The sequence below is a fragment of the Corallibacter sp. genome, assembly GCF_048381695.1.
Taxonomy (GTDB): Bacteria; Bacteroidota; Bacteroidia; order Flavobacteriales; family Flavobacteriaceae; genus Corallibacter; species Corallibacter vietnamensis.
This window is the reverse complement of sequence record NZ_JBLXHI010000002.1, coordinates 227,744-247,203: the sequence shown is the minus strand read 5'-3', so window position 1 is coordinate 247,203 and position 19,460 is coordinate 227,744. Positions and strand designations below refer to the sequence as shown.

The window sequence follows — 19,460 nt, the reverse complement described above, 5'->3', positions numbered from 1 at the left end:
TTACCATAGTGTTACAATAACAAAAAAAGTTTAAATTTATATAAACGAGTTAGTTATGAAAGCACAATTCCATTTAGCGTTGCCTTGTTTAAGTATAAGCCGTACAAAAACATTCTATACAGAAAGTCTAGGAGCAACAATAGGTAGATCGGCTCAAAACTGGATAGATATTAATTTGTTTGAAAACCAAATTACTTTTACTAAAAGTGGACCATTTCACTTTGATTATAAAAGCTATTCTTTTAACGGTGATATACTGCCGTCTTTTCATTTTGGTGTTATTTTAAATAATGACCAATGGATACAAGTGTTACAAACTTTAAAAAGTAAACACATAAAAAGTTTAACAGAAGTTCAGTTTTTACAAGATAAAACAGGAGCTCATGCCTCTTTTTTTGTAAAAGATCCAAATGATTACACAGTAGAGTTTAAGTGTTTTAATAATAATCAAGACGTATTTAAGTATTAATGTATAAAGTTGTTGCGTATCAAGTTGCAAACGCTATTCAAGTAAAAGATTGTAGACAGCAGTTAGAATGGAGTTTGTTGTTTTCTGATAGCGATGAGCTATTTTATAAATATTCTCAAGATAAGTTTATCTATATTTTTCAGTATGGAATGATGAGCTTTTTTAACATGTCTGATCTAGAAATATCAGATGTTTTAAAGTTCTTAAAGCCATTTTGTAAAGAATATATATCAGACAAAATATCTGAAGAAGTTACAATTGCTATTCAGCCTGAAGTTATAAAAATTGAGTTTGAACAAATTATTTTACCAAGTGTAGACGAAGAAATGATTCGATTAGTGATGCTTAATGCATCACAATCTGTAGCATTAAATCGCTATTCTGAGATAACTGAAGAACTTCTAGTAGAAACAAATCAGCATACCTTATATCTTGAAAACAAAGGGAAGCTAGATATTTCAGGTAATAAATTAAAACGATTTATTGGTAAAACACTTAATATAAAGAATAAAATCTCTGAAAATCTTTACATTTTTGATGCACCAGAAATAACATGGGAAGACGAGCAGCTTAATAAGCTTAATGCGGACTTAAAACAAACGTTTGATCTTAAAGACCGTTACCATCTTATCCATGACCGTATAGATATTATTAAAGAAAATTTAGAGCTTTTTAAAGATATTATGGATCATAATGAAAGTAGCCGCTTAGAGTGGATTATCATTATTCTAATTCTTGTTGAGGTTGTAGATATGTTTATTGCTAAATTTTTATTTTAAAGCAATTCTTTAAGAGCGTCGTAATATTCTTTTGTGATATGTAATCCATTATGGCCGCCATCTATCACAGGGTGTAAGGTGATGTTTTCTGGACTTATGGCTTTAAGCTTTTTAGCATTAGTATCTGGATGTATTAAAAAGTCTCTTGTGCCGTAAAAAATATGAATAGGACAGGTTATTTTTTCAATATACGCATACGTTGTAATATCATACTTAACTAAAAAACGCGGAATAGGTGGAGCAATTTCTTCTGATATTAATGTTTTCCATGAGTAATATGGCGCGTTTAATATAAGCATTTTAGGTTGGTTTTTGGCGGCTGTATAAGCTGCCAAACCACTACCTAATGAGTATCCTAAAACAATGATTTTATCTTCGTTATATCGCTGTTTTATAAAGTTATAAACTTTTTGAGAGTCATTAAAGAGTTGTTCTGTATTGTTGTAGCTGCCATCACTTTTTCCATAACCGCGATAGTCAAAAAAGAGAATGTCATAACCATTATTTATGTACAAAGGAGCACGTTTTCCCCAATCATGAATAGCGCCTGCATTGCCATGAAAGTAAACAATAACGCCTTTTCTAGGTTGTTGTGTTTTAAATAATAAAGCATTCAAAAAAATGTTTTCTTCAACAGGAATGTTTATTTCTTCAAAATCTTCTTGAAAAGTATATTGATAGTTTTTTTCTAAATGTTTAGGATTAAAAAAGAATCGTTCTTGCTTAAAATAAACAAACACTAATGATAATAAATATATAATCACCAATGATGCAATAATACGTAGTAAGCGTCTAAAAAGTTTAGGTAAGTTTATTTTCAAAAGTGTTTCTTTTTTTTGTCAACTCATACAAAAATACACTAAAAACTATAATATATTCAAGTGTGATTGCCCATATATTTTCTTGATAATCAGCTTGTATGTAAGCTGTGTAGCTTAAAATTACCATAAAACTCCAAATTAGAGCAAATTTAAAACGAGTAAAAACACTTAAAATAACAGGTGTAGCTATATACCAAGGATGCACAGTAGTGGCTAAAAAATAATAAATGCATATGGAGAAAAGCATAAGGTTAAAAAGGTTTTGCATAGTGGCCTTTTGCCTGTTTTTTATGCTTAATATAATAATTAAAAAAGGTAATAATATTACGATTGTTATACCGTAATAGGAAATAATGTTGAATCCTAAAAAGTAATCGCCAATAGCTCTTGCTATGTAAAAAACACTAGCGTTAAATTCAAAATTTTGAAACCATAATCCTGTAGTTTCTATATAGTTTTGTGTGAAAGCCTCAGAGAGAAACGGGAAGAATAATAGTAGTGAAATAAAACCTATAATCCCTAAAAATCCTATGCACTTTTTTAACCCTAAATTAGTGTACAAAAGAGGGATAAATATTAGAGGAATCAATTTGATAGAAATTGAGCACGCCAGTAAAAAAGCAGACCATTGCCATTTGCTTTTGTGTAATAAGTACAAGCTCCAAATAAGAAAGAAAATCATTACACCTTCAAAATGTAAATTACCTGTAAGCTCTATAATTATAAATGGGTTTAAAAGATACCAGAAGATATTGTAGCTAGGCAAATTTAAACGAGTGAGTAATTTTTTTCCAAAGTAAAGTATACCAAAATCGGCTGCGATAATAATTATTCTTAAAACTATTATTGATCCCAAAATACTATTACCAGCAAAAACACTAGCTATATAAAAGCATAGTTGATTTAACGGCGGATAGTTTGTGTAGTGACTTGCGCTTAAATTTCCCATGCCTGCATGTAATTCTTGGGCTTGAGCAACAGGAAAAATATGATTATCAATAAAATAATCAGGAGTAAAAAGGTATGGGTTTAAACCTTCATAAATCATTCGGCCATCCCATATAAATCTATAAAAATCTTGAGATAGGTTGGGTATAGCTAATATAAAAATAGCTCTAAAACTAAAAGCAATCCATGTAAGTAGTTTAATGTCATGCTTAATGAGTTGTATTATTATATAAAAAAGATAAAACAAGCCCGTATAAAGCGTTAGTAGTTTTATAATATCTGTGCGTTGCAGATCGTAAGCGAAGGCTACATAAAAAAGTAAGCTTGTTAAAGCAAGTAGTAAAGGGATTTTGTTTAGTTTAAAAAAGTACGCTTTTACCATACATTAAATATACATATTTGAAATGGAGAGAGGCTAAATCTATGAATTGCGCATAGGTATAGATTTTAAAAATACATAGCCAAAACCAATAAAAAGCATTAAATGAAATATAAAAAAGCTAAAATCACCTTTGTCAGAAATAGTAAAAGCACTGTATAATCCAAAACCAAAATAAAGCGTCAATATACCTTCAAAAATAGTGCTTATTGAGAATGTTCTGTTTAGATACTTGTTATTTTTCCAAGAGGAATTTATTGCGTCAATATTAAATTTTGGAGTTCTTATAAAATCACTTCGCTTACCTAGATGCCCTTCAATAGCGGCTATACTGTTGTGGAGAGAAAAGCCCATAATAATGGTGAAGAACACAAAAAATAAACCAATATAGTTGATGAAGTTTTTAATGCCATTGCCATAAATTGTTTTATACATATACCAGTAATACATGAAAAATATTATGGAGCTTAAAATAAAAAAACCAAGTCCTATGGTGTATCCTTTAAAAGGTTCTATTTGTTTAATGTATAACATTGGAATACTTAATACAGCAAGAACAAAAAGAATTAAAAACATGCTACTGTTTAACAGGTGAAAAAAACTATGAAACTTTGTAGAAGTTGAAATATTATCTGTAGATAATACCTTAAAGAAAGATTTTCTAAAGTTTTCAGCGGCACCCTTATTCCATCTGAATTGTTGAGAACGCGCTGCACTTACAGCAATTGGTAATTCTGCAGGTGTTTCTACATGTTCTAGATATTTAAATTTCCATTGTTTTAGTTGCGCACGATAACTTAAATCTAAATCTTCAGTAAGTGTGTCCGCGGTCCAGTTACCAGCATCTAGAATACAGTTTTTTCTCCAGATACCAGCTGTGCCATTAAAATTTATAAAATGCCCTTGTGTATTTCTGCCTACCTGTTCAATTGTAAAATGAGCGTCTAAAGCAAATGCTTGAACTTTGGTTAATATCGAAAAATCACGATTTAAATGTCCCCAACGCGTTTGAACAACACCTATATTTTCATCATTAAAGTAAGGGACGGTTTGTAGTAACCAATCTGGTTTTGGTAAGAAATCGGCATCAAAAATGGCAATAAACTCACCTTTAGCAGATTTTAATCCTTCTTTTAGAGCGCCAGCTTTAAATCCTGTACGTGTTTTACGTTGTATATGGGTAATGTCTAATCCTTCTTTTTGAAGTGTATTAATAATAGAAGCTGTTTTTGTAACAGATTCGTCAGTAGAATCATCTAATACTTGAATATCAAGTTTGTCTTTAGGGTATTTGATTTTAGCAATATTGTTTAATAAGCGCTCAATAACATACAATTCGTTGTAAATAGGTAGTTGTATTGTGATACGAGGAAATGTGTTGAGATTGGGAGTTGTTTTGTCAGCAGAATGCTTTTTAGCTTTAATATAGCTTATTAGCAAGTGTAGTTGAGCCAAAGCATATATAAGAATTAGCCATAGAGCAACAGAGTAAAAAATAACAATAAATATTTTTATCATCATGATTTAAAACTGTATTTAAATATCCAACCTAATATTTTATAACCAGCCATAATACTACCGTAAACAGTTCCTGATACTTTAGAGATTCCAATTCGTTTTCTGTAATGTACAGGAATTTCTTTGTAAGGAACATTTTGCTTTAAAGCTTTTAATTGCATTTCTATCGTCCAACCATAAGTTTTGTCTTGCATGTTTAAGCTTAAAAGTGTCTTGTAAGATATAGCACGAAAAGGCCCTAAATCTGTAAATGTAGATTTGAAAAACCAATGCATAAGTGTTGTAGCAAGCCAATTGCCAAAAATTTGTTGTGGTGTCATAGCATGTGGTTCTCGTAGAGCTTTAACACGAGCACCAATTACTAACTTTGCTTTACCGTCACAAATAGGTTGAATAAGTTTTGTTAACTCTTCTGGGTAGTCGCTGTAATCACCATCTAAAAACACAATGATATCCGGTTTTTCAGATTGTTTTGCTATGTAATGCATGCCTCTTAAACAGGCGTATCCATATCCTTTTTTAGGTTCGTGTAAAACTGTAGCTCCAGCCTTTGATGCTTCTGATTCTGTTGCGTCAGTTGAATTATTATTAACTACAATAACTTCATTTACTGTGTCAGGAATATCATTAATAACATTTGCAATAGAATCGGCTTCGTTAAAAGCTGGAATAATTACTGATATTTTTTGCATTTACATCGCGTTTAGGTGCAAAAGTAAAATAGATTATTGGGTTTATTTGTTTTGCGTTTGCTTTTGTAAATCTATTTGTCGGTATTCTTCTTGTTGAGCAGGAACAATGTGTTTGTCAAAATACCATGAAGACCATTTTTCTAAAGTTAAAAAAATACCAATACCTAAAACAGCAATAATGAGAGTTACCAGAATTAAATTTTTCTTTTTTCGTTTAGGGTCTATGGAACATTGATTTTGTTTTTTTCGGTATAAATAAACACCGTAAATTCCAATAATAACAGCAAGTCCTCGAAGTATCCATGAGCCAATACCTACAGAACCATCATCGGCATAAAAGAAATCGGCAAAAGAAATAGCATAAATACCACTCATTAAACCTATCATAAAAAGTACGGCAGGAGCAACACAGCATAAAATACCAGCAATGCCAGCTGTTGTAGCAAACTTAAAAGCCCACTTAAATACATTGAGTTCTTTTTCTTGTGTTTGATTGTTCATGTTTTAGCTTTCTTGTTTTGGTCGGTAAAATCACATAACCTTTCAGTGTTTTTCTTTAGAAAACGGATATAATTCTTGTTTAACAAAATCTTTAGGAAAAGTCTCGTCACCATCAAAACCTAGTTCTATGTTTTTGCCATTATGAGGAATATGGTTTGTTTTAAATAAATAATCCCATAAGCTTAATGTGAGTCCGAAATTTACGCCGTATTTAGTGTGTTTAGGGAGCTGTTTTGCATGATGCCAAATATGCATTTTAGGATTGTTTAAAATATATTTTAAAGGGCCATAATCCCAACCTAAATTAGCGTGGTTTAAGTGCCCTATGGTAATTGCAAAAAAGTGAACAATAGCAACGTCTTGAGCATCAAATCCGCCAATAATAGCTATAGGTATGTATAGTAACGATTTGTATACAACTGGTTCCATCCAGTGATATCGTAAATGAGCCGCAAACCCCATTTCTTTTACAGAATGATGTACTTTATGAAAATTCCATAAAAAAGGAATAGCATGAAGTAAGCGGTGTGTGTTCCACTGTACAAAATCACTTATTAAAAAGAAAATAAGCAGCCCTAACCATGTTGGTAAATTATCTACATCAAAAAGTTGAAGGTTGCTTAATGATAGGTTGAAAACACTTAAAATATCATTAAATATTTCTGCAGCAGTGTTTGATAAAGCTATAAGTATGATTAAGTTTAATATGAAAAAGTTAAAAAACATATAGAACGTGTCAAGCCAAAAATCTTTTCTGAAAATAGCTTGTTCTTTTCGCCACGGAAAAGCAATTTCTAGACACCAAACAATCAATGAGATAATAATTAATCCATAAAAATAATTATCCCAGTGGTTTATTTGAATGAGCTCGTATTTAAGATAATTCCAATAACCGTAATAGGAGTTTGCTATTATGTCAATATACTTTTTCAAAAAAACTATAGGTCTTTAATCAACTCTTTAAAAAGTTTAGCAAGTTGAGGTTCTGCTTTATTAGCCATAGCAATAATTTCTTCTACACTAACAGGTTTTAAGTTATCAGGGTTGCATTCGTCTGTTAAAACAGAAACTGCTGCTACTTTTAGGTTTAGGTGATTTGCAACTATTATTTCAGGAACAGTACTCATGCCTACAGCGTCAGCACCAATTATTTTAAGCATTCTGTATTCTGCTTTAGTTTCTAGTTGAGGACCAACAACACTTGCGTAAACACCTTTGTGTAATGTAATGTTGTTTGATGAGGCTATGCTTTCAAATTTTGAGTTTATCTCAATATCGTAAGGCTGACTCATATCAACAAAACGCTCACCTAATTGGTCAACACCTTTAAAAGCAAGTGGAGAACTTCCTTGTAGATTAATGTGGTCTTCAATAAGCATTAATTCTCCTTTTTTAAAGTTAGTATTAATAGCTCCAGATGCGTTTGAGACTAAAAGTGTTTTTATGCCTAAAGCTTTCATAACTCTTACAGGATAAGTTATGTCTTGTAAAGAGTATCCTTCGTATAAATGAAACCGTCCTTGCATGACAACTACGGTTTTGCCTTCTAACTCTCCGTAGATAAGTTTTCCTTTGTGAAACTCTACAGTTGCTGTTGGGAAATTAGGAATGTGGTTATAGCTTACTTCATGAATAATGTTTACATCATCAATAAGTTTTCCTAAACCTGTGCCTAATATGATTCCTATTTCTGGTTTATCAAAGCCTTTGCTTTGTAAATATTCAGTAGTTTGTTTTATAAATTTAATCATGGTTAGATTGTAATAGGTTTAATAATTCGTTATGAGCTTTCAAGTCTTCAAAGGTATCAATATCATTTAATTCTTTTAGTAAGAAAACACTACTATTCTGTAGGTCGTTTAGTGTGTCTTTAAGGACAGAGTTTGTACTCCAAGCTTTATTTTTAAATATATTTTGATGAAGAGATTTCATACCTAAAAGGTAATATCCTCCGTCTGTTGCTGGGCCAATAACAAAGTCGTTTTCGTTTAGTTTGTCATAAGCGTTAGTTATTGTTTCGGTATTCAAATCAGGTAAGTCACTACCTATAATAAGCACTTTTTTATAGCCAAGCTGAAATAACTCGGAGAAAGCATTTTCCATACGAGAACCTAGTTGATTACCTTGCTGTAAACGTTTCTTGAAAATAGAATCATTCCAAAGGTCATTGCTTGATATAGATTCGGAATAAAACACATATTTATCTGCCTTGATAGAAGATGCTGTTTTTGCTGTATGCCTTAATAAATGTTTGTAAATAGATAAGGCTGCTTCGTTACCAATAGTTTTAGCAAGTCTTGTTTTACATTTTCCTAGTTCAGGATTTCTGGTGAAAATAATAAGTGCCTTTTGCGAGGTTGGAAAATATGCATTTAGACTTAAATCATTACCGTTCTCTTTTTTTGAGCTTAAAAGTCCCATTTCTGTTTGTTTATATTACACTTCCTTGACAGCTACTTCCAGCACCGGCTGTGCAACCATAGCAATGTTGCGATACAGCAATGTTTCTTTTATAAAGTAGAGCTTCATTGTATTCTGAAATATGTTTTATACTACTATTTACAGGTAAATTTAGCATTTGATTAAAGTCGCAGTCATAAAGGTATCCGTTCCAACTTACAGAAAGTGTGTTGGTACACATAACGTTTTTAACAGCTGAAGCATTATAAGACTCTACTAAATTATACATGTAATCTTCATAATTTTCAGAAGCAATTAAATAGTCTAAAAACCGACTAATTGGCAAGTTGGTGATGGCAAATAAATTGTGAAACTGAATCCCAAAATCATCATTTAAAGCTTTTTTAAAATCTTGCTCCATGGCAGATTGATTTGCTGGTAAAAATGCTCCAGAAGGGTTGTAAACCAAGTCTAAACGTAAATCACTGTTAGGTTTGCCATAACCTACTTTGTTTAAATCTTTTAAAGCTTCTATAGATTTTGAAAAAACACCATCGCCTCGCTGCTTGTCTGTTTTTCCTTGAGTCCAATGTGGCATTGATGACACCACGTGTATATTATGTTTTTTGAAAAAATCAGGAAGATCATAATACTTTTTGTTGGCACGAATTATTGTAAGATTAGATCGAACAATAAAATCTTGTATACCAGCTTTAGAAGCTTCTTCAACAAACCAACGAAAATTAGGGTTCATTTCAGGAGCGCCACCTGTTAAGTCTACGGTGTGAATATTACTGTTTTTTATAACGTCAAGACATTGTAGCATGGTGTTTTTTGTCATGATTTCCTTTCTGTCAGGTCCGGCATCTACATGACAATGTGTGCAAACTTGATTGCACATATAGCCTACATTTATTTGTAATATTTCAAGCTTTTCAGATTTTAATGGATACTGATTGGTTTCAGAGATTTTATCTTTAAATTTAGGCAAGTCACCGTTTTTAAAAATTCCATTCGATAGAATTTCTAATTGATGTTTGCTTTCAGCGAGCTTGTTTTGTTGTTTATGTAATGATTTTATCATCTTTTTAAAGATAAAAAATTACCCATCTAGTTTGTTTACCTTATTCATCATTTGAACACCGTGAACTAAAGAAGCGCCACCTCTTATTGCAGAAGCCACATGAAGAGCTTCCATCATTTCTTCTTTAGTAATGCCGCGCTGTAAACCATCACCTGTATAAGCGTCTATGCAATAAGGGCATTGTATAGTGTGAGAAACGGCAAGTGCTATAAGAGATTTTTCACGCTCAGTAAGCTTGCCGGCTTCAAAAACAGAGTTGTAATAATCAAAGAATTTTTCACCTAATGTTTCGTTCCATTCAGAAATTTTACTAAATTTTTTAAGATCAGCAGGATCATAATATGTTTTTTGCATAATGCCTTTTGTTTATAGTATTAATTATTTGCGAAGTATGTGAATATACGGTTTTATGTCGGTTTGTATTATTAAATATTACATAAAAAGAAAGAAATTATAATTATGATTTTTGTTTGTAAGGTTTTTAAAAAGCGGTTGACCAAAACGTAGAACAAGAAATTATGACAAACAAAATTTTAATTTTATTCGCATTTATTGCTGTTACAACAATCAATACTATAAATGCACAAGTGCCTAGCAATGCTGAAGATGTTAGTCCGTTATTAATAGGAGAGCGTGTTCCTCAAGCAACCCTTATTGACCCTGATGGAAATAAATTAACTCTAAAGTCAGTAATAAAAGAAAAGCCAACAGTATTAGTTTTTTATCGAGGCGGATGGTGTCCTTATTGTAATGCGCAATTATCTGGGTTGTCAGAATCTGAATCTAAAATTTTAGAATTAGGTTATCAAATTATTGCAGTAAGTCCTGATAATTACAAAAACTTAAAACCAACAATACAAGAGGATAATGTAGCGTATAGTCTGTATTCTGATCCAGAGGCAAAACTTATTCAAGATATAGGTATTGGTTTTGAAACGCCAAGTATGGCAAAAATGTATATTAAGAAAAAAACAAAAATGGATGCAACAGATATTTTGCCAGTACCTACAGTGATGGTTCTTAATACTTCAGGAGAAATTTTGTTTGAGTATATAAATCCTAATTGCAAAGTTAGATTAAGCGAGTCTTTATTACTTTCAGCTTTAAAAGCATTGAAAGAAGATATGTAGTATCTAATAATCAAAATTTTATTTAAAAAAAGTCGAACAATGTTGTTCGGCTTTTTTTGTTATTTTCATCAGTAAAATTGCATTTTATGGTTAAGCATGTGTTTACTATCGTTATACCTGTGTATAATGAAAAAGATAATTTGTTACGATTAGAAAAAGCGCTTTTAGAGTTTGTGAAAACCACTAGTGTTGCATCAAAAGTGCTTTTTGTAAATGATGGTTCTACAGATGGAAGTCAATCTCTTTTGACTGAAATTTGTGATAGAAATTCGGAATTCTCTTTTATTGCGTTTAGTGAAAACTTTGGTTTAAGTGCAGCTTTAAAAGCGGGTTTTGATTATGTAGATACAGAATTGTTAGGGTATATAGATGCTGATTTACAAACCACACCAAAAGATTTTAACTTATTACTGCCTTATGTAGAAGACTTTGATTTAGTAACCGGAGTTAGAGTTAATCGTAAAGATACATACATAAAAGCACTGTCTTCTAAAATAGCTAATGCGTTTAGAAAGTTATTTACTCATGATGATATGGATGATACTGGTTGTCCGTTAAAAATCATTAGAACATCTTATGCAAAAAAAATCCCAATGTTTAGCGGTTTACATAGATTTTTACCAGCACTTATTTTATTGCAAAACGGTTGTGTGAAACAGGTACCTATAATGCATTTTTCAAGAATAGCAGGTAAGTCCAAATTTGGTTTAAGTAATAGAATATTAGGATCTTTTATTGATTGTTTTGTTTTTCTCTGGATGAAAAAGCGCTATATAAATTATAAATTAGTGAAGTAATAAAACCAAAAAACCCGAACAAATTGTTCGGGTTTTTAGTGGTGGTGCCTCCAGTACCACTTTTGGGTGTAATCCATTTTAATCTATTTTACCTCATTTTACATTCATCTCTTATATATACTGATTTTATTAGGTTTTTAAAGTATTTATAGTAATTTTGAATTAACAATGATTCAACAAGATGTTGTCCCTATTGTTGTCCCTTTTTAAAAATATGAACTTTAATATTTTATGAGTAAATCAATACAGTCAACTTCAGGTACGGTTAAATATAGATTAAAGGATGTTAGCTCAAAAGCGGAAACATCAATTTTTTTAGACTACAGTTTTGGACGTAACAATCGTATAAAATTTGCAACAGGCTATAAAGTCAAACCAAAAAATTGGGACAATTCCAACCAACGGATAAGAGCGGTTTCTACAATTGCTAATAGAGAGAAAGTAAACAGTGATTTACTAAATTACTCTTCAGATTTTATTAAGGCTGTTTCAGAGCTTGATGAAGAAGATAAACAAAATAAAGAAGTGTTGAAATCCTTGCTTGCTAAAATAATTAGAAAAGAAGTTGGAGAAGAAAAAAAGAAAATTACCACATTTTTTGAATACGCTGATGATTATATTGCAAACAAAGAAACCCAGTCCAAAGATATTAAGTCTGTTAAATTAAGCCCTATTACCGTAAGAGCATACAAACAGACAGTAAACAGGCTAAAAGAGTTTAACAAGCGTAAAAGCTATGGTTTGGATTTTACTAATATCGATTTAAAATTCTACTATAAGTTTGTCGCTTATTTAGAAGAATATGGTTATTCGGTTAATACTATTGGTAAGCATATTAAGAATCTTGTTACGATACTTAATAGTGCAACTGAAGATGGCTTTAATAGTAACCTAAAGTATAAGAGTAGAGAGTTTAAGCCTGTTTCAGAGGAAACAGTCTCAATTTACCTAACAGAAAAGGAAATAGATGCGCTTTACAACGTAGATTTGTCAAAAACACCTGATTGGGAGTTGGCGCGAGACATTTTTTTGATAGGTTATTATACTGGTCAAAGGGTTTCTGATTATAATGGCATTACGCTTGAACAAATTAAAACATTCAATGGAAGAGAAGTGTTTGAGTTTGTGCAACAAAAAACAAATAAAAAACTGTACGTTCCAATTCACCATAGAGTAAGAACTATCATGAATAAAAGGTATTATGGTAACCCACCAAGAAAATTAAATGCCTCTGATATTAATGAATATATTAAGGAAGCAGGTAGAAAAGCTAAAATTATAGAGCCAATTACTATTACAAAAACAATCTCGGGGAATAAAGAAGTTCAGTTTATTCCTAAACATAAGCTTATAGTGTCTCATACTGCAAGACGGTCTTTTTGTACAAACGCCTATTTATCTAAAATGCCTGTAATTGATATTATGGCAATTAGCGGACATTCAACCGAGAGAGAATTTTATAAATATATACGCATAACACCACAGGAAAGGGCTGTAAAAATTGCAGACAGTACATTCTTTAATAATTAAACCAACCCATATTATATGAATTATAACGATGCTTTCGCTATTGATAATATTTCTTTTTTAGAACGAAAGAAAGGAAAGAGATATTCTCCTGAAAAGTATGAACTACAGAATCACGATTACCATAAGCCTAGACTTGTTGGTGATTTTTACTTGAAATATTTTACAAGAGAGGTGTTGTTTGAAATCGATATTTTAGAAGTAAAATACTTTTTGGATTATCATTATTTGAATTGTTCAAATAACAATCTTTATATAGAGGTTCTTAAATATAAAATATTACCTAAAATAGATGAATTAATAGAGAATGCGCAAGTTTCACTTGAAGGTGTTGGGTATTATAACGAAACTAAATTAGATAATGGTTTTGTTGAAAGTGAAGAGGTGATACATAAGTCAAGTTATGAATACGGATTAATGCTTCATCAAATAGCATTTAAAAATCTTAATAGCGATATTAAAAAAAGAGCTGAAATTATAAATGAGTTTTTAAAATCTATTATAATAAATGAAAATGATACTAATTCTCTAATTTGGAAAGGTAAGACATCACATCTTGCGTATATAATTTCAACTTTAATTGAAGAGGGGTATATAGATGCACCTTTAAGGCAAAATGGAGAAATAAACTCTACAGAATTATCAAGACAAATTATACAATCATTTAATTTTGAATCTAAAACCCCAAGGGTTGAACATTTAAGGCGCTACTTAAGTGTTGATGATGATAGGTATCAGGAGTTGCATGAAAAGTTCAGTGAATCAGGCTTTTCCTTGCCAAATTCTAAAATAGTCAGCTAAGTACCGGTACATATCGGTACATTTTTTCCTTGTGTGTGGTGATAACTTTGCAAAACATTTCAAATAGCACCAAATGAATTACACACAAACACATATTTATCAAATGACTCCAAATGAGTTAAAGGACTTCTTGTTAAAAGATGTTCGACAAACACTTAAGGAGTTTTACGAAATGAACAAAACTGCTAAACCTGAAAACGAGGAGTTGCTCACTGTTCAAGAAACAATGGATTTGCTTAAATGCTCTAAGCAAGCCCTACACAACTGGCGAAAAAATGGTATTCTTCCAAGTTATCGCATGGGTAATCGTGTTTACTACAAGAAGAGCGAAATCTATTCCAAACTTATTAAACAAGAATCTCATGATGAATAATAATGGATTTATTATGCTCAAACGGGATATTATGGAATGGGAATGGTATCAGGATTTAAATACCAGCAAAGTGTTCTTACATTGCCTTATTAAAGTCAATTACAGTCCAAAGAGATGGCAAGGTGTTTTAATTAATAAAGGTGAGTTTTTGACATCACATGAAAACTTGGCTCATGAAACTGGGTTGACAGTTAGTAAGGTAAGGACTTCATTGAAAAAGCTTGAATCTACAGGGTATATTAATATTGCAACCGCCAACTACACTAAAATTAGAGTTCTTAACCTGAATGAGTTTGTTTCAGAACCTAATCTGAACCATGTTGACAAGGTTGAAAACGTATCAAATTCCCCGTCATTAATGCAAAAACCGACATCTGATGAAGTGAAGTTAGCAGACAAATCGCAGACGGTTGACAGGCTGTTGACAGACCAATCGCAAACGGTTGACAAGCCTTTAGCAACAACTAATACTAATAATAATACTATAAAAAAAAGAAAAAAAATATTTAGAGAGAAGGTCTTTGCTCACACTCAATTTAATTCTAAAATTTTAAATGCTTTTTATAACTATTGGAGTGAATTAGATATCAAAGGCGCACAAATGAGATATGAATGCCAAGATTTTTTTGAAATTGAAAAAAGGCTTAATAAGTGGCAAAAGACGGAAAGAAATTTTGCGCCAAATTCAAAACAAAAAACTGATAGAATAACCAACCGTTAACCTTGTTGAAATGAGAATTAATAGAACCCTTTCCTGTGGAGAGTTGATGAAAGACATTACAACTCCTGAAAAAAATAAAAACATTAAATTATCCAAAAGTAACCCTAGTATTATCCTGCCAACCAAAAATGATTTATGGAATCCATTCAAGGAGTGTTTTTATTCAATAACTGATAAAAGATTAGAGGTAAATAATGAAACAATAAACAACCTAAAAACACTCTTTTTTTATTTTACAAAAGATGATAGTTTTTTTGGGTGTGAAAACTTGCGAAAAGATATTAGTAAACCAAGATTTGATAAAGGTTTACTTATAATTGGTAATTATGGAATAGGGAAAACTGCATACCTTAAAGCTTTTGAAAAATTATTTAGATTTTATACGCCTTTAAGGTTTAAAGGCTACTCATCAATGGAGTTAGTGAGAATGTATGAAAATATTAGTTCGCCAGTAGAAAAGGAGCTCTTTTTCCATAACATGGAACGAAAGTGTTTATATATTGATGATTTAGATGCTGAAAAGAATGCAAGTAACTTTGGAATAACCAATGTTGTAAAGGAGGTGCTTTCACTTCGTTATGAGAAAAGTTTGTTAACTTTTGCATCATGTAATTATTCCAGTAGTGATTTATGTGTAGAACAAACCATGGAGTCTTTTATTGAGCGATACGGTAATAGAATTTATGACCGTATGTTTGATATGTTTAATGTCATAGAATTTAAAGGAAAAAGTAAGAGGAGATAGAGGCTGTATCTATAACTTCAAAAATGAACGCATTTATGCTATTTGCATATTCCTATTTGTTGCTATCTCTTTGGTTGAATTGTTTAGTAAACTCATCTTGTTCCGCACCTAATGGAAACAAAACATAATACCATAAACAATTTAAATAGTATCTTATTATCCTAAACCATCTTGGTAATTTGCTTTTTGCCATGTTACAATGGTAATTCATTATTCCTTATAAATATATGGAATTATACTAAATTTTGGCTACACCTTTAGTCAAATTGGTTACATCTGTAGTCAAAAGCAATGGTGGTTGCAATGGTGAAGCAATGGTGAAGCAATGGTGAAGCAATGGTAAAGCAATGGTGGAGCAATGGTGGAGCAATGGTGGAGCAATGGTGAAGCAATGGTAATCCAATGGTGTTTTTTTATTAATAAAATCATCAACTGACTCAATTATTAAAAATGTCCTATTTCAAGTTAATTGATTTCTTCATGAATTAAATAAGAATCACTTAAATAGTTATTTTAAGTATACTTAAAATTCATAACTTTAGAAGCTATTATAATCAACTATTTAATGTCATTATATCAACCATCAGTATTAAAACACTATTCAAAATTACAAGATAGTGAAGCCATAAATAAAGCCTATACTAAATATAAAAGATACTTTCTAAATCCAACAATACAAGATAACATACGTAGCTCTAAAGAAGAAGAATATCAAGGTATATTCCTTACAGAGTTATTTGTAAATGTATTAGACTATACGCTTAAACCTAAAGCTAACTTTAATCTAGTTGCAGAGTATAAAAACCAAAACAATGCACGTAAAGCAGATGGCGCCATATTAGATAATGATATTGCTATTGGTGTTATAGAATTAAAAGGTGCTAACACTAAAGATTTAGAAAGCATACGTAAACAAGCTTTCGATTATAAAGCTAATCAAAAAGGATGCGTGTATGTAATAACTTCTAACTTTGAAAAACTAAGGTTTTATATTAACGATGCAACCGAGTTTGAAGAGTTTAATCTATTCGAACTTACACCAGAACGTTTTGAGTTATTATACATCTGTTTACAAAAAGACAATGTGTTAAATAACACACCTCTAAAAATTAAAGAGCAGTCTGTTGTAGAAGAAGAACAAATCACAAAGCAATTCTATAAAGATTATTCACTATTTAAACGAGAGCTATTTAGAGACCTCGTAAAACGCAACGCTAAAACATTAAAAAATGAAGCGTCATTGCGAGCTTCAGCGAAGCAATCTCATCAATTAACAGATGAAGAAAAAGCAGAACTCTTAAAACTAGAAAAAAACGTTAAGCTAACACTTTTTAAAAAGTCACAAAAACTAATAGACCGTTACCTATTTATTTTCTTTGCAGAAGATAGAGGGTTACTACCACCAAACAGCACACAACAAATTTTAGACAAGTGGAAAGCAGATGTAGATTTTGGAGACGATAGACCGCTATACGTACTATTTAAACAATACTTTAACTTCTTAGATACAGGAAGAGCAGGAACAACCAAAAGAGCCGAAATATACGCTTATAACGGTGGTTTATTTAAAGAAGATAAAACTTTAGATAGCTTAGATATAGATAGCGATTTATTATACAAACACACCAGTAAATTAGCAGCTTACGATTTCGAGAGCCAAGTAGATGTAAACATACTAGGTCATATCTTCGAAAACTCTTTAAACGAAATAGAAAGCGTTAATGCAGAAATTGAAGGTGCAGACTTCGATAAGCAAAAATCAAAACGTAAAAAAGATGGTGTCTTTTACACACCTAAATACATAACTAAATACATTGTAGAAAATACGGTTGGTAAACTGTGCGAAGAAAAGAAAACCGAGCTAGGCTTTAAAGAAGAAGAATATTTTAAAGGGCGTAAGAATAGGCAAAAAGCAACTATAACTAAATTAGTTAAAATCCTAGATGATTATAGAGATTGGTTATTACAACTAACAATATGCGATCCTGCTTGTGGCTCTGGTGCTTTCCTAAACCAAGCTTTAAACTTTTTAATAGCAGAACATCAATATATAGACGAGCTTAAAACAAAAGTATTAGGTGGTGGTTTACAATTTCCAGATATAGAAAACACAATATTAGAAAATAACATTTACGGTGTAGATTTAAACGAAGAGTCTGTAGAGATAGCAAAACTATCTCTTTGGCTACGCACAGCACAACCAAGACGTAAATTAAACGATTTAAGTAGTAATATTAAATGTGGTAACTCTTTAATAGATAGCAAAGCAGTAGCAGGTGATAAAGCTTTTAATTGGCAAGAACAATTCCCTAAAGTGTTTGAAAAAGGTGGTTTTGATGTGATTATTGGAAATCCGCCTTATGTTGTCTATATAAAATCAATTTTCGGAAAAACTACTCTAAGCTATGTAAATAAAAAATATAGCTATGCTGAGTATAATCCTAATACCTATGCTCTATTTACTGACCTAGCTATTAATGTATTATTAGGAAAAAAAGGTTACTTAGGTTTTATTATACCAAATAGTTGGTTAGATGGTCAATACTTTTCTAAAATGCGTGAAAATGTGTATAGTTTAAAAGTTGAAGAAATAGTTTATTTAAAGAATACAGCATTTGATGAAGTAGTTGAAACAGTTGTGTTACATATCAGAAATACTGAATCAAAAAATTATGATATTAAATTAACTTCTAATATTCTAGAGGATGAGTTTCTCTTTGAGCAAATAGATTTTTTAAAATTCAAAAAAGGATATAATCCGTTTATTTATTCATACAATCCATTATTAGAAAAGTTGGAAGAGAATTTTGATAGTATTGGAAAGCACGCTATTGTATATCGAGGTTTAGAAACTCGAAATAATAAAGTTTGGATTACTGAGAGTAAAGACTCAGAAATGCATTTACCAATCCTTTTAGGTAAGGACGTAAATAGATATAATATAACATATTCAGGAAGTTATGTTAATTTTATTCAAAAAGAAATGAAAAGTAATGCTAATCTTGAATTGTATTTACAGGACAAGATTTTAATGAGACGAACAGGTTCTAATATAATTGCAGCTAAGGATGTCGATAAGATGATGGTTTTAAAAAATTCTTATTTAATAATCCCTGATGAAAAGGATAAATTAGATTCATTACTAGCTCAGCTAAATTCTAAGCTTTTGGCTTTTTATCATAAATCAAAAACAAGTGCAGAAAATAAAGCTTTTGCACAATTTAAAGGTGTATATATTTTAGGGTTTCCATTTCAATATGATTCTTCATTTGATTTTTCTTCGACCATTAACCAAATCATCTCTTTAGAAAGAAGTTTCCAAAAAACAAAAGAGGCCTTTCTTAGGTATTTATTAAGTAAATACTCTATTAATAAGGCTTCAAAAAAACTGCAAAACTGGCACGAGTTAGAGTTTGGAGATTTTATAAAAGAGCTTAACAAAGCAATAAAAGCAAATAACAAACAACGTGTTAAAAATGGTTTAGAAGAAGTACCAACACTTACTAAAAAAGACGAGTTTGAGTGGTTAGACCTCTTTGAAGACAACAAACAAAAAGCACAAGCCTTACAAACCCAAATCAACCAAACCGATAAAGAAATTGACCAAATGGTTTATGAGTTGTATGGCTTAACCGAAGAAGAAATCAAAATTGTAGAAAACTCTTAATTCACGAGTGCATTAATTTAAAATAAAAGGGACACGAGCTAAATCTAAATTGTTGAGAATAATTAAAATGTTGCTATCGACGAAAATTTGGTTTTTTAACCTAATGTG

The 19,460-nt window shown here is 31.0% G+C and carries 20 protein-coding genes; 10 read left to right on the top strand and 10 right to left on the bottom strand.

Features of this window, described 5'->3' with window-relative positions:
* Positions 1 to 55 precede the first annotated feature (55 nt).
* Complete coding sequence (locus tag ACN5J3_RS04940; RefSeq protein WP_418510981.1) at positions 56 to 469, top strand: VOC family protein; 414 nt, start codon at positions 56 to 58, stop codon at positions 467 to 469.
* On the top strand, positions 469 to 1,248 hold the full coding sequence (locus tag ACN5J3_RS04935) for an RMD1 family protein (RefSeq protein ID WP_418510980.1): 780 nt from the start codon (positions 469 to 471) through the stop codon (positions 1,246 to 1,248). Before ACN5J3_RS04940 ends, ACN5J3_RS04935 begins: the two co-directional genes overlap by 1 nt.
* On the opposite strand, the gene ACN5J3_RS04930 is transcribed toward ACN5J3_RS04935, so the two are convergent.
* From ACN5J3_RS04930 to ACN5J3_RS04885, 10 genes are read right to left on the bottom strand one after another with little or no spacing between them, the layout of a single operon-like run.
* On the bottom strand, positions 1,245 to 2,069 hold the full coding sequence (locus ACN5J3_RS04930) for an alpha/beta hydrolase (protein WP_418510979.1): 825 nt from the start codon (positions 2,067 to 2,069) through the stop codon (positions 1,245 to 1,247). The genes ACN5J3_RS04935 and ACN5J3_RS04930 overlap by 4 nt on opposite strands.
* Positions 2,050 to 3,399, bottom strand: coding sequence for a mannosyltransferase (locus ACN5J3_RS04925; protein WP_418510978.1), 1,350 nt, complete (start codon positions 3,397 to 3,399; stop codon positions 2,050 to 2,052). The genes ACN5J3_RS04930 and ACN5J3_RS04925 overlap by 20 nt, the downstream gene beginning before the upstream one ends.
* Positions 3,400 to 3,438: 39 nt before the next feature.
* Positions 3,439 to 4,917, bottom strand: coding sequence for a cellulose synthase family protein (locus ACN5J3_RS04920; RefSeq protein WP_418510977.1), 1,479 nt, complete (start codon positions 4,915 to 4,917; stop codon positions 3,439 to 3,441).
* A complete protein-coding gene (locus ACN5J3_RS04915) occupies positions 4,914 to 5,606 on the bottom strand; it encodes a glycosyltransferase family 2 protein (protein WP_418510976.1) in 693 nt (230 codons plus the stop codon). The genes ACN5J3_RS04920 and ACN5J3_RS04915 overlap by 4 nt, the downstream gene beginning before the upstream one ends.
* A 42-nt stretch (positions 5,607 to 5,648) precedes the next feature.
* Positions 5,649 to 6,107 carry a hypothetical protein gene (locus ACN5J3_RS04910; RefSeq protein WP_418508500.1) on the bottom strand — a complete coding sequence of 153 codons (459 nt, stop codon included), beginning with the start codon at positions 6,105 to 6,107 and terminating at the stop codon, positions 5,649 to 5,651.
* Between the two features lie 42 nt (positions 6,108 to 6,149).
* Complete coding sequence (locus ACN5J3_RS04905; RefSeq protein WP_417290372.1) at positions 6,150 to 7,040, bottom strand: sterol desaturase family protein; 891 nt, start codon at positions 7,038 to 7,040, stop codon at positions 6,150 to 6,152.
* A 5-nt stretch (positions 7,041 to 7,045) separates the two neighbouring features.
* Positions 7,046 to 7,858 (bottom strand): purine-nucleoside phosphorylase, encoded by an 813-nt coding sequence (locus ACN5J3_RS04900; protein ID WP_418510975.1) that lies wholly within the window; start codon positions 7,856 to 7,858, stop codon positions 7,046 to 7,048.
* Positions 7,851 to 8,528 (bottom strand): TIGR04282 family arsenosugar biosynthesis glycosyltransferase, encoded by a 678-nt coding sequence (locus tag ACN5J3_RS04895; protein WP_418510974.1) that lies wholly within the window; start codon positions 8,526 to 8,528, stop codon positions 7,851 to 7,853. The genes ACN5J3_RS04900 and ACN5J3_RS04895 overlap by 8 nt, the downstream gene beginning before the upstream one ends.
* A 10-nt stretch (positions 8,529 to 8,538) precedes the next feature.
* Positions 8,539 to 9,591, bottom strand: a complete 1,053-nt coding sequence (gene arsS, locus ACN5J3_RS04890; protein ID WP_418510973.1) for an arsenosugar biosynthesis radical SAM (seleno)protein ArsS — start codon at positions 9,589 to 9,591, stop codon at positions 8,539 to 8,541.
* An 18-nt stretch (positions 9,592 to 9,609) separates the two neighbouring features.
* On the bottom strand, positions 9,610 to 9,945 hold the full coding sequence (locus tag ACN5J3_RS04885) for an arsenosugar biosynthesis-associated peroxidase-like protein (protein WP_417290368.1): 336 nt from the start codon (positions 9,943 to 9,945) through the stop codon (positions 9,610 to 9,612).
* 164 nt (positions 9,946 to 10,109) lie between these two features.
* Here ACN5J3_RS04885 and ACN5J3_RS04880 point away from each other — a divergent pair, with 164 nt between their 5' ends.
* The 8 genes from ACN5J3_RS04880 (at position 10,110) to ACN5J3_RS04845 (ending at position 19,352) form a co-directional block, all read left to right on the top strand.
* Entirely contained in the window at positions 10,110 to 10,721 is a 612-nt protein-coding gene (locus ACN5J3_RS04880) for a peroxiredoxin-like family protein (RefSeq protein ID WP_418510972.1), read from the top strand.
* Positions 10,722 to 10,807: 86 nt separating this feature from the next.
* Positions 10,808 to 11,518: a glycosyltransferase gene (locus ACN5J3_RS04875; protein WP_418510971.1), complete on the top strand. Its 711-nt coding sequence runs from the start codon at positions 10,808 to 10,810 to the stop codon at positions 11,516 to 11,518.
* A gap of 231 nt (positions 11,519 to 11,749) precedes the next feature.
* Positions 11,750 to 13,048, top strand: a complete 1,299-nt coding sequence (locus tag ACN5J3_RS04870) for a tyrosine-type recombinase/integrase (RefSeq protein WP_418510970.1) — start codon at positions 11,750 to 11,752, stop codon at positions 13,046 to 13,048.
* A 15-nt stretch (positions 13,049 to 13,063) separates the two neighbouring features.
* The gene (locus ACN5J3_RS04865) at positions 13,064 to 13,846 is read left to right on the top strand and encodes a hypothetical protein (protein ID WP_418510969.1); all 783 of its coding nucleotides are present in this window, start codon (positions 13,064 to 13,066) and stop codon (positions 13,844 to 13,846) included.
* Between the two features lie 73 nt (positions 13,847 to 13,919).
* Positions 13,920 to 14,219, top strand: a complete 300-nt coding sequence (locus tag ACN5J3_RS04860) for a helix-turn-helix domain-containing protein (RefSeq protein WP_418510968.1) — start codon at positions 13,920 to 13,922, stop codon at positions 14,217 to 14,219.
* Positions 14,209 to 14,940: a hypothetical protein gene (locus tag ACN5J3_RS04855; protein WP_418510967.1), complete on the top strand. Its 732-nt coding sequence runs from the start codon at positions 14,209 to 14,211 to the stop codon at positions 14,938 to 14,940. Before ACN5J3_RS04860 ends, ACN5J3_RS04855 begins: the two co-directional genes overlap by 11 nt.
* Positions 14,941 to 14,950: 10 nt before the next feature.
* Positions 14,951 to 15,685 (top strand): hypothetical protein, encoded by a 735-nt coding sequence (locus ACN5J3_RS04850; protein ID WP_418510966.1) that lies wholly within the window; start codon positions 14,951 to 14,953, stop codon positions 15,683 to 15,685.
* A 565-nt stretch (positions 15,686 to 16,250) separates the two neighbouring features.
* Entirely contained in the window at positions 16,251 to 19,352 is a 3,102-nt protein-coding gene (locus ACN5J3_RS04845) for an Eco57I restriction-modification methylase domain-containing protein (RefSeq protein ID WP_418510965.1), read from the top strand.
* Positions 19,353 to 19,460: the final 108 nt, after the last annotated feature.

Excerpts from the sequence above, each read along its gene's own strand:
- ACN5J3_RS04940 (WP_418510981.1), top strand. The coding sequence starts at position 56 with ATGAAAGCACAATTCCATTTAGCGTTGCCTTGTTTAAGTATAAGCCGT.
- ACN5J3_RS04935 (WP_418510980.1), top strand. The coding sequence starts at position 469 with ATGTATAAAGTTGTTGCGTATCAAGTTGCAAACGCTATTCAAGTAAAA.
- ACN5J3_RS04925 (WP_418510978.1), bottom strand. The coding sequence starts at position 3,399 with ATGGTAAAAGCGTACTTTTTTAAACTAAACAAAATCCCTTTACTACTT.
- ACN5J3_RS04920 (WP_418510977.1), bottom strand. The coding sequence starts at position 4,917 with ATGATGATAAAAATATTTATTGTTATTTTTTACTCTGTTGCTCTATGG.
- ACN5J3_RS04915 (WP_418510976.1), bottom strand. The coding sequence starts at position 5,606 with ATGCAAAAAATATCAGTAATTATTCCAGCTTTTAACGAAGCCGATTCT.
- ACN5J3_RS04910 (WP_418508500.1), bottom strand. The coding sequence starts at position 6,107 with ATGAACAATCAAACACAAGAAAAAGAACTCAATGTATTTAAGTGGGCT.
- ACN5J3_RS04900 (WP_418510975.1), bottom strand. The coding sequence starts at position 7,858 with ATGATTAAATTTATAAAACAAACTACTGAATATTTACAAAGCAAAGGC.
- ACN5J3_RS04895 (WP_418510974.1), bottom strand. The coding sequence starts at position 8,528 with ATGGGACTTTTAAGCTCAAAAAAAGAGAACGGTAATGATTTAAGTCTA.
- arsS (WP_418510973.1), bottom strand. The coding sequence starts at position 9,591 with ATGATAAAATCATTACATAAACAACAAAACAAGCTCGCTGAAAGCAAA.
- ACN5J3_RS04885 (WP_417290368.1), bottom strand. The coding sequence starts at position 9,945 with ATGCAAAAAACATATTATGATCCTGCTGATCTTAAAAAATTTAGTAAA.
- ACN5J3_RS04880 (WP_418510972.1), top strand. The coding sequence starts at position 10,110 with ATGACAAACAAAATTTTAATTTTATTCGCATTTATTGCTGTTACAACA.
- ACN5J3_RS04875 (WP_418510971.1), top strand. The coding sequence starts at position 10,808 with ATGGTTAAGCATGTGTTTACTATCGTTATACCTGTGTATAATGAAAAA.
- ACN5J3_RS04870 (WP_418510970.1), top strand. The coding sequence starts at position 11,750 with ATGAGTAAATCAATACAGTCAACTTCAGGTACGGTTAAATATAGATTA.
- ACN5J3_RS04865 (WP_418510969.1), top strand. The coding sequence starts at position 13,064 with ATGAATTATAACGATGCTTTCGCTATTGATAATATTTCTTTTTTAGAA.
- ACN5J3_RS04860 (WP_418510968.1), top strand. The coding sequence starts at position 13,920 with ATGAATTACACACAAACACATATTTATCAAATGACTCCAAATGAGTTA.
- ACN5J3_RS04855 (WP_418510967.1), top strand. The coding sequence starts at position 14,209 with ATGATGAATAATAATGGATTTATTATGCTCAAACGGGATATTATGGAA.
- ACN5J3_RS04850 (WP_418510966.1), top strand. The coding sequence starts at position 14,951 with ATGAGAATTAATAGAACCCTTTCCTGTGGAGAGTTGATGAAAGACATT.
- ACN5J3_RS04845 (WP_418510965.1), top strand. The coding sequence starts at position 16,251 with ATGTCATTATATCAACCATCAGTATTAAAACACTATTCAAAATTACAA.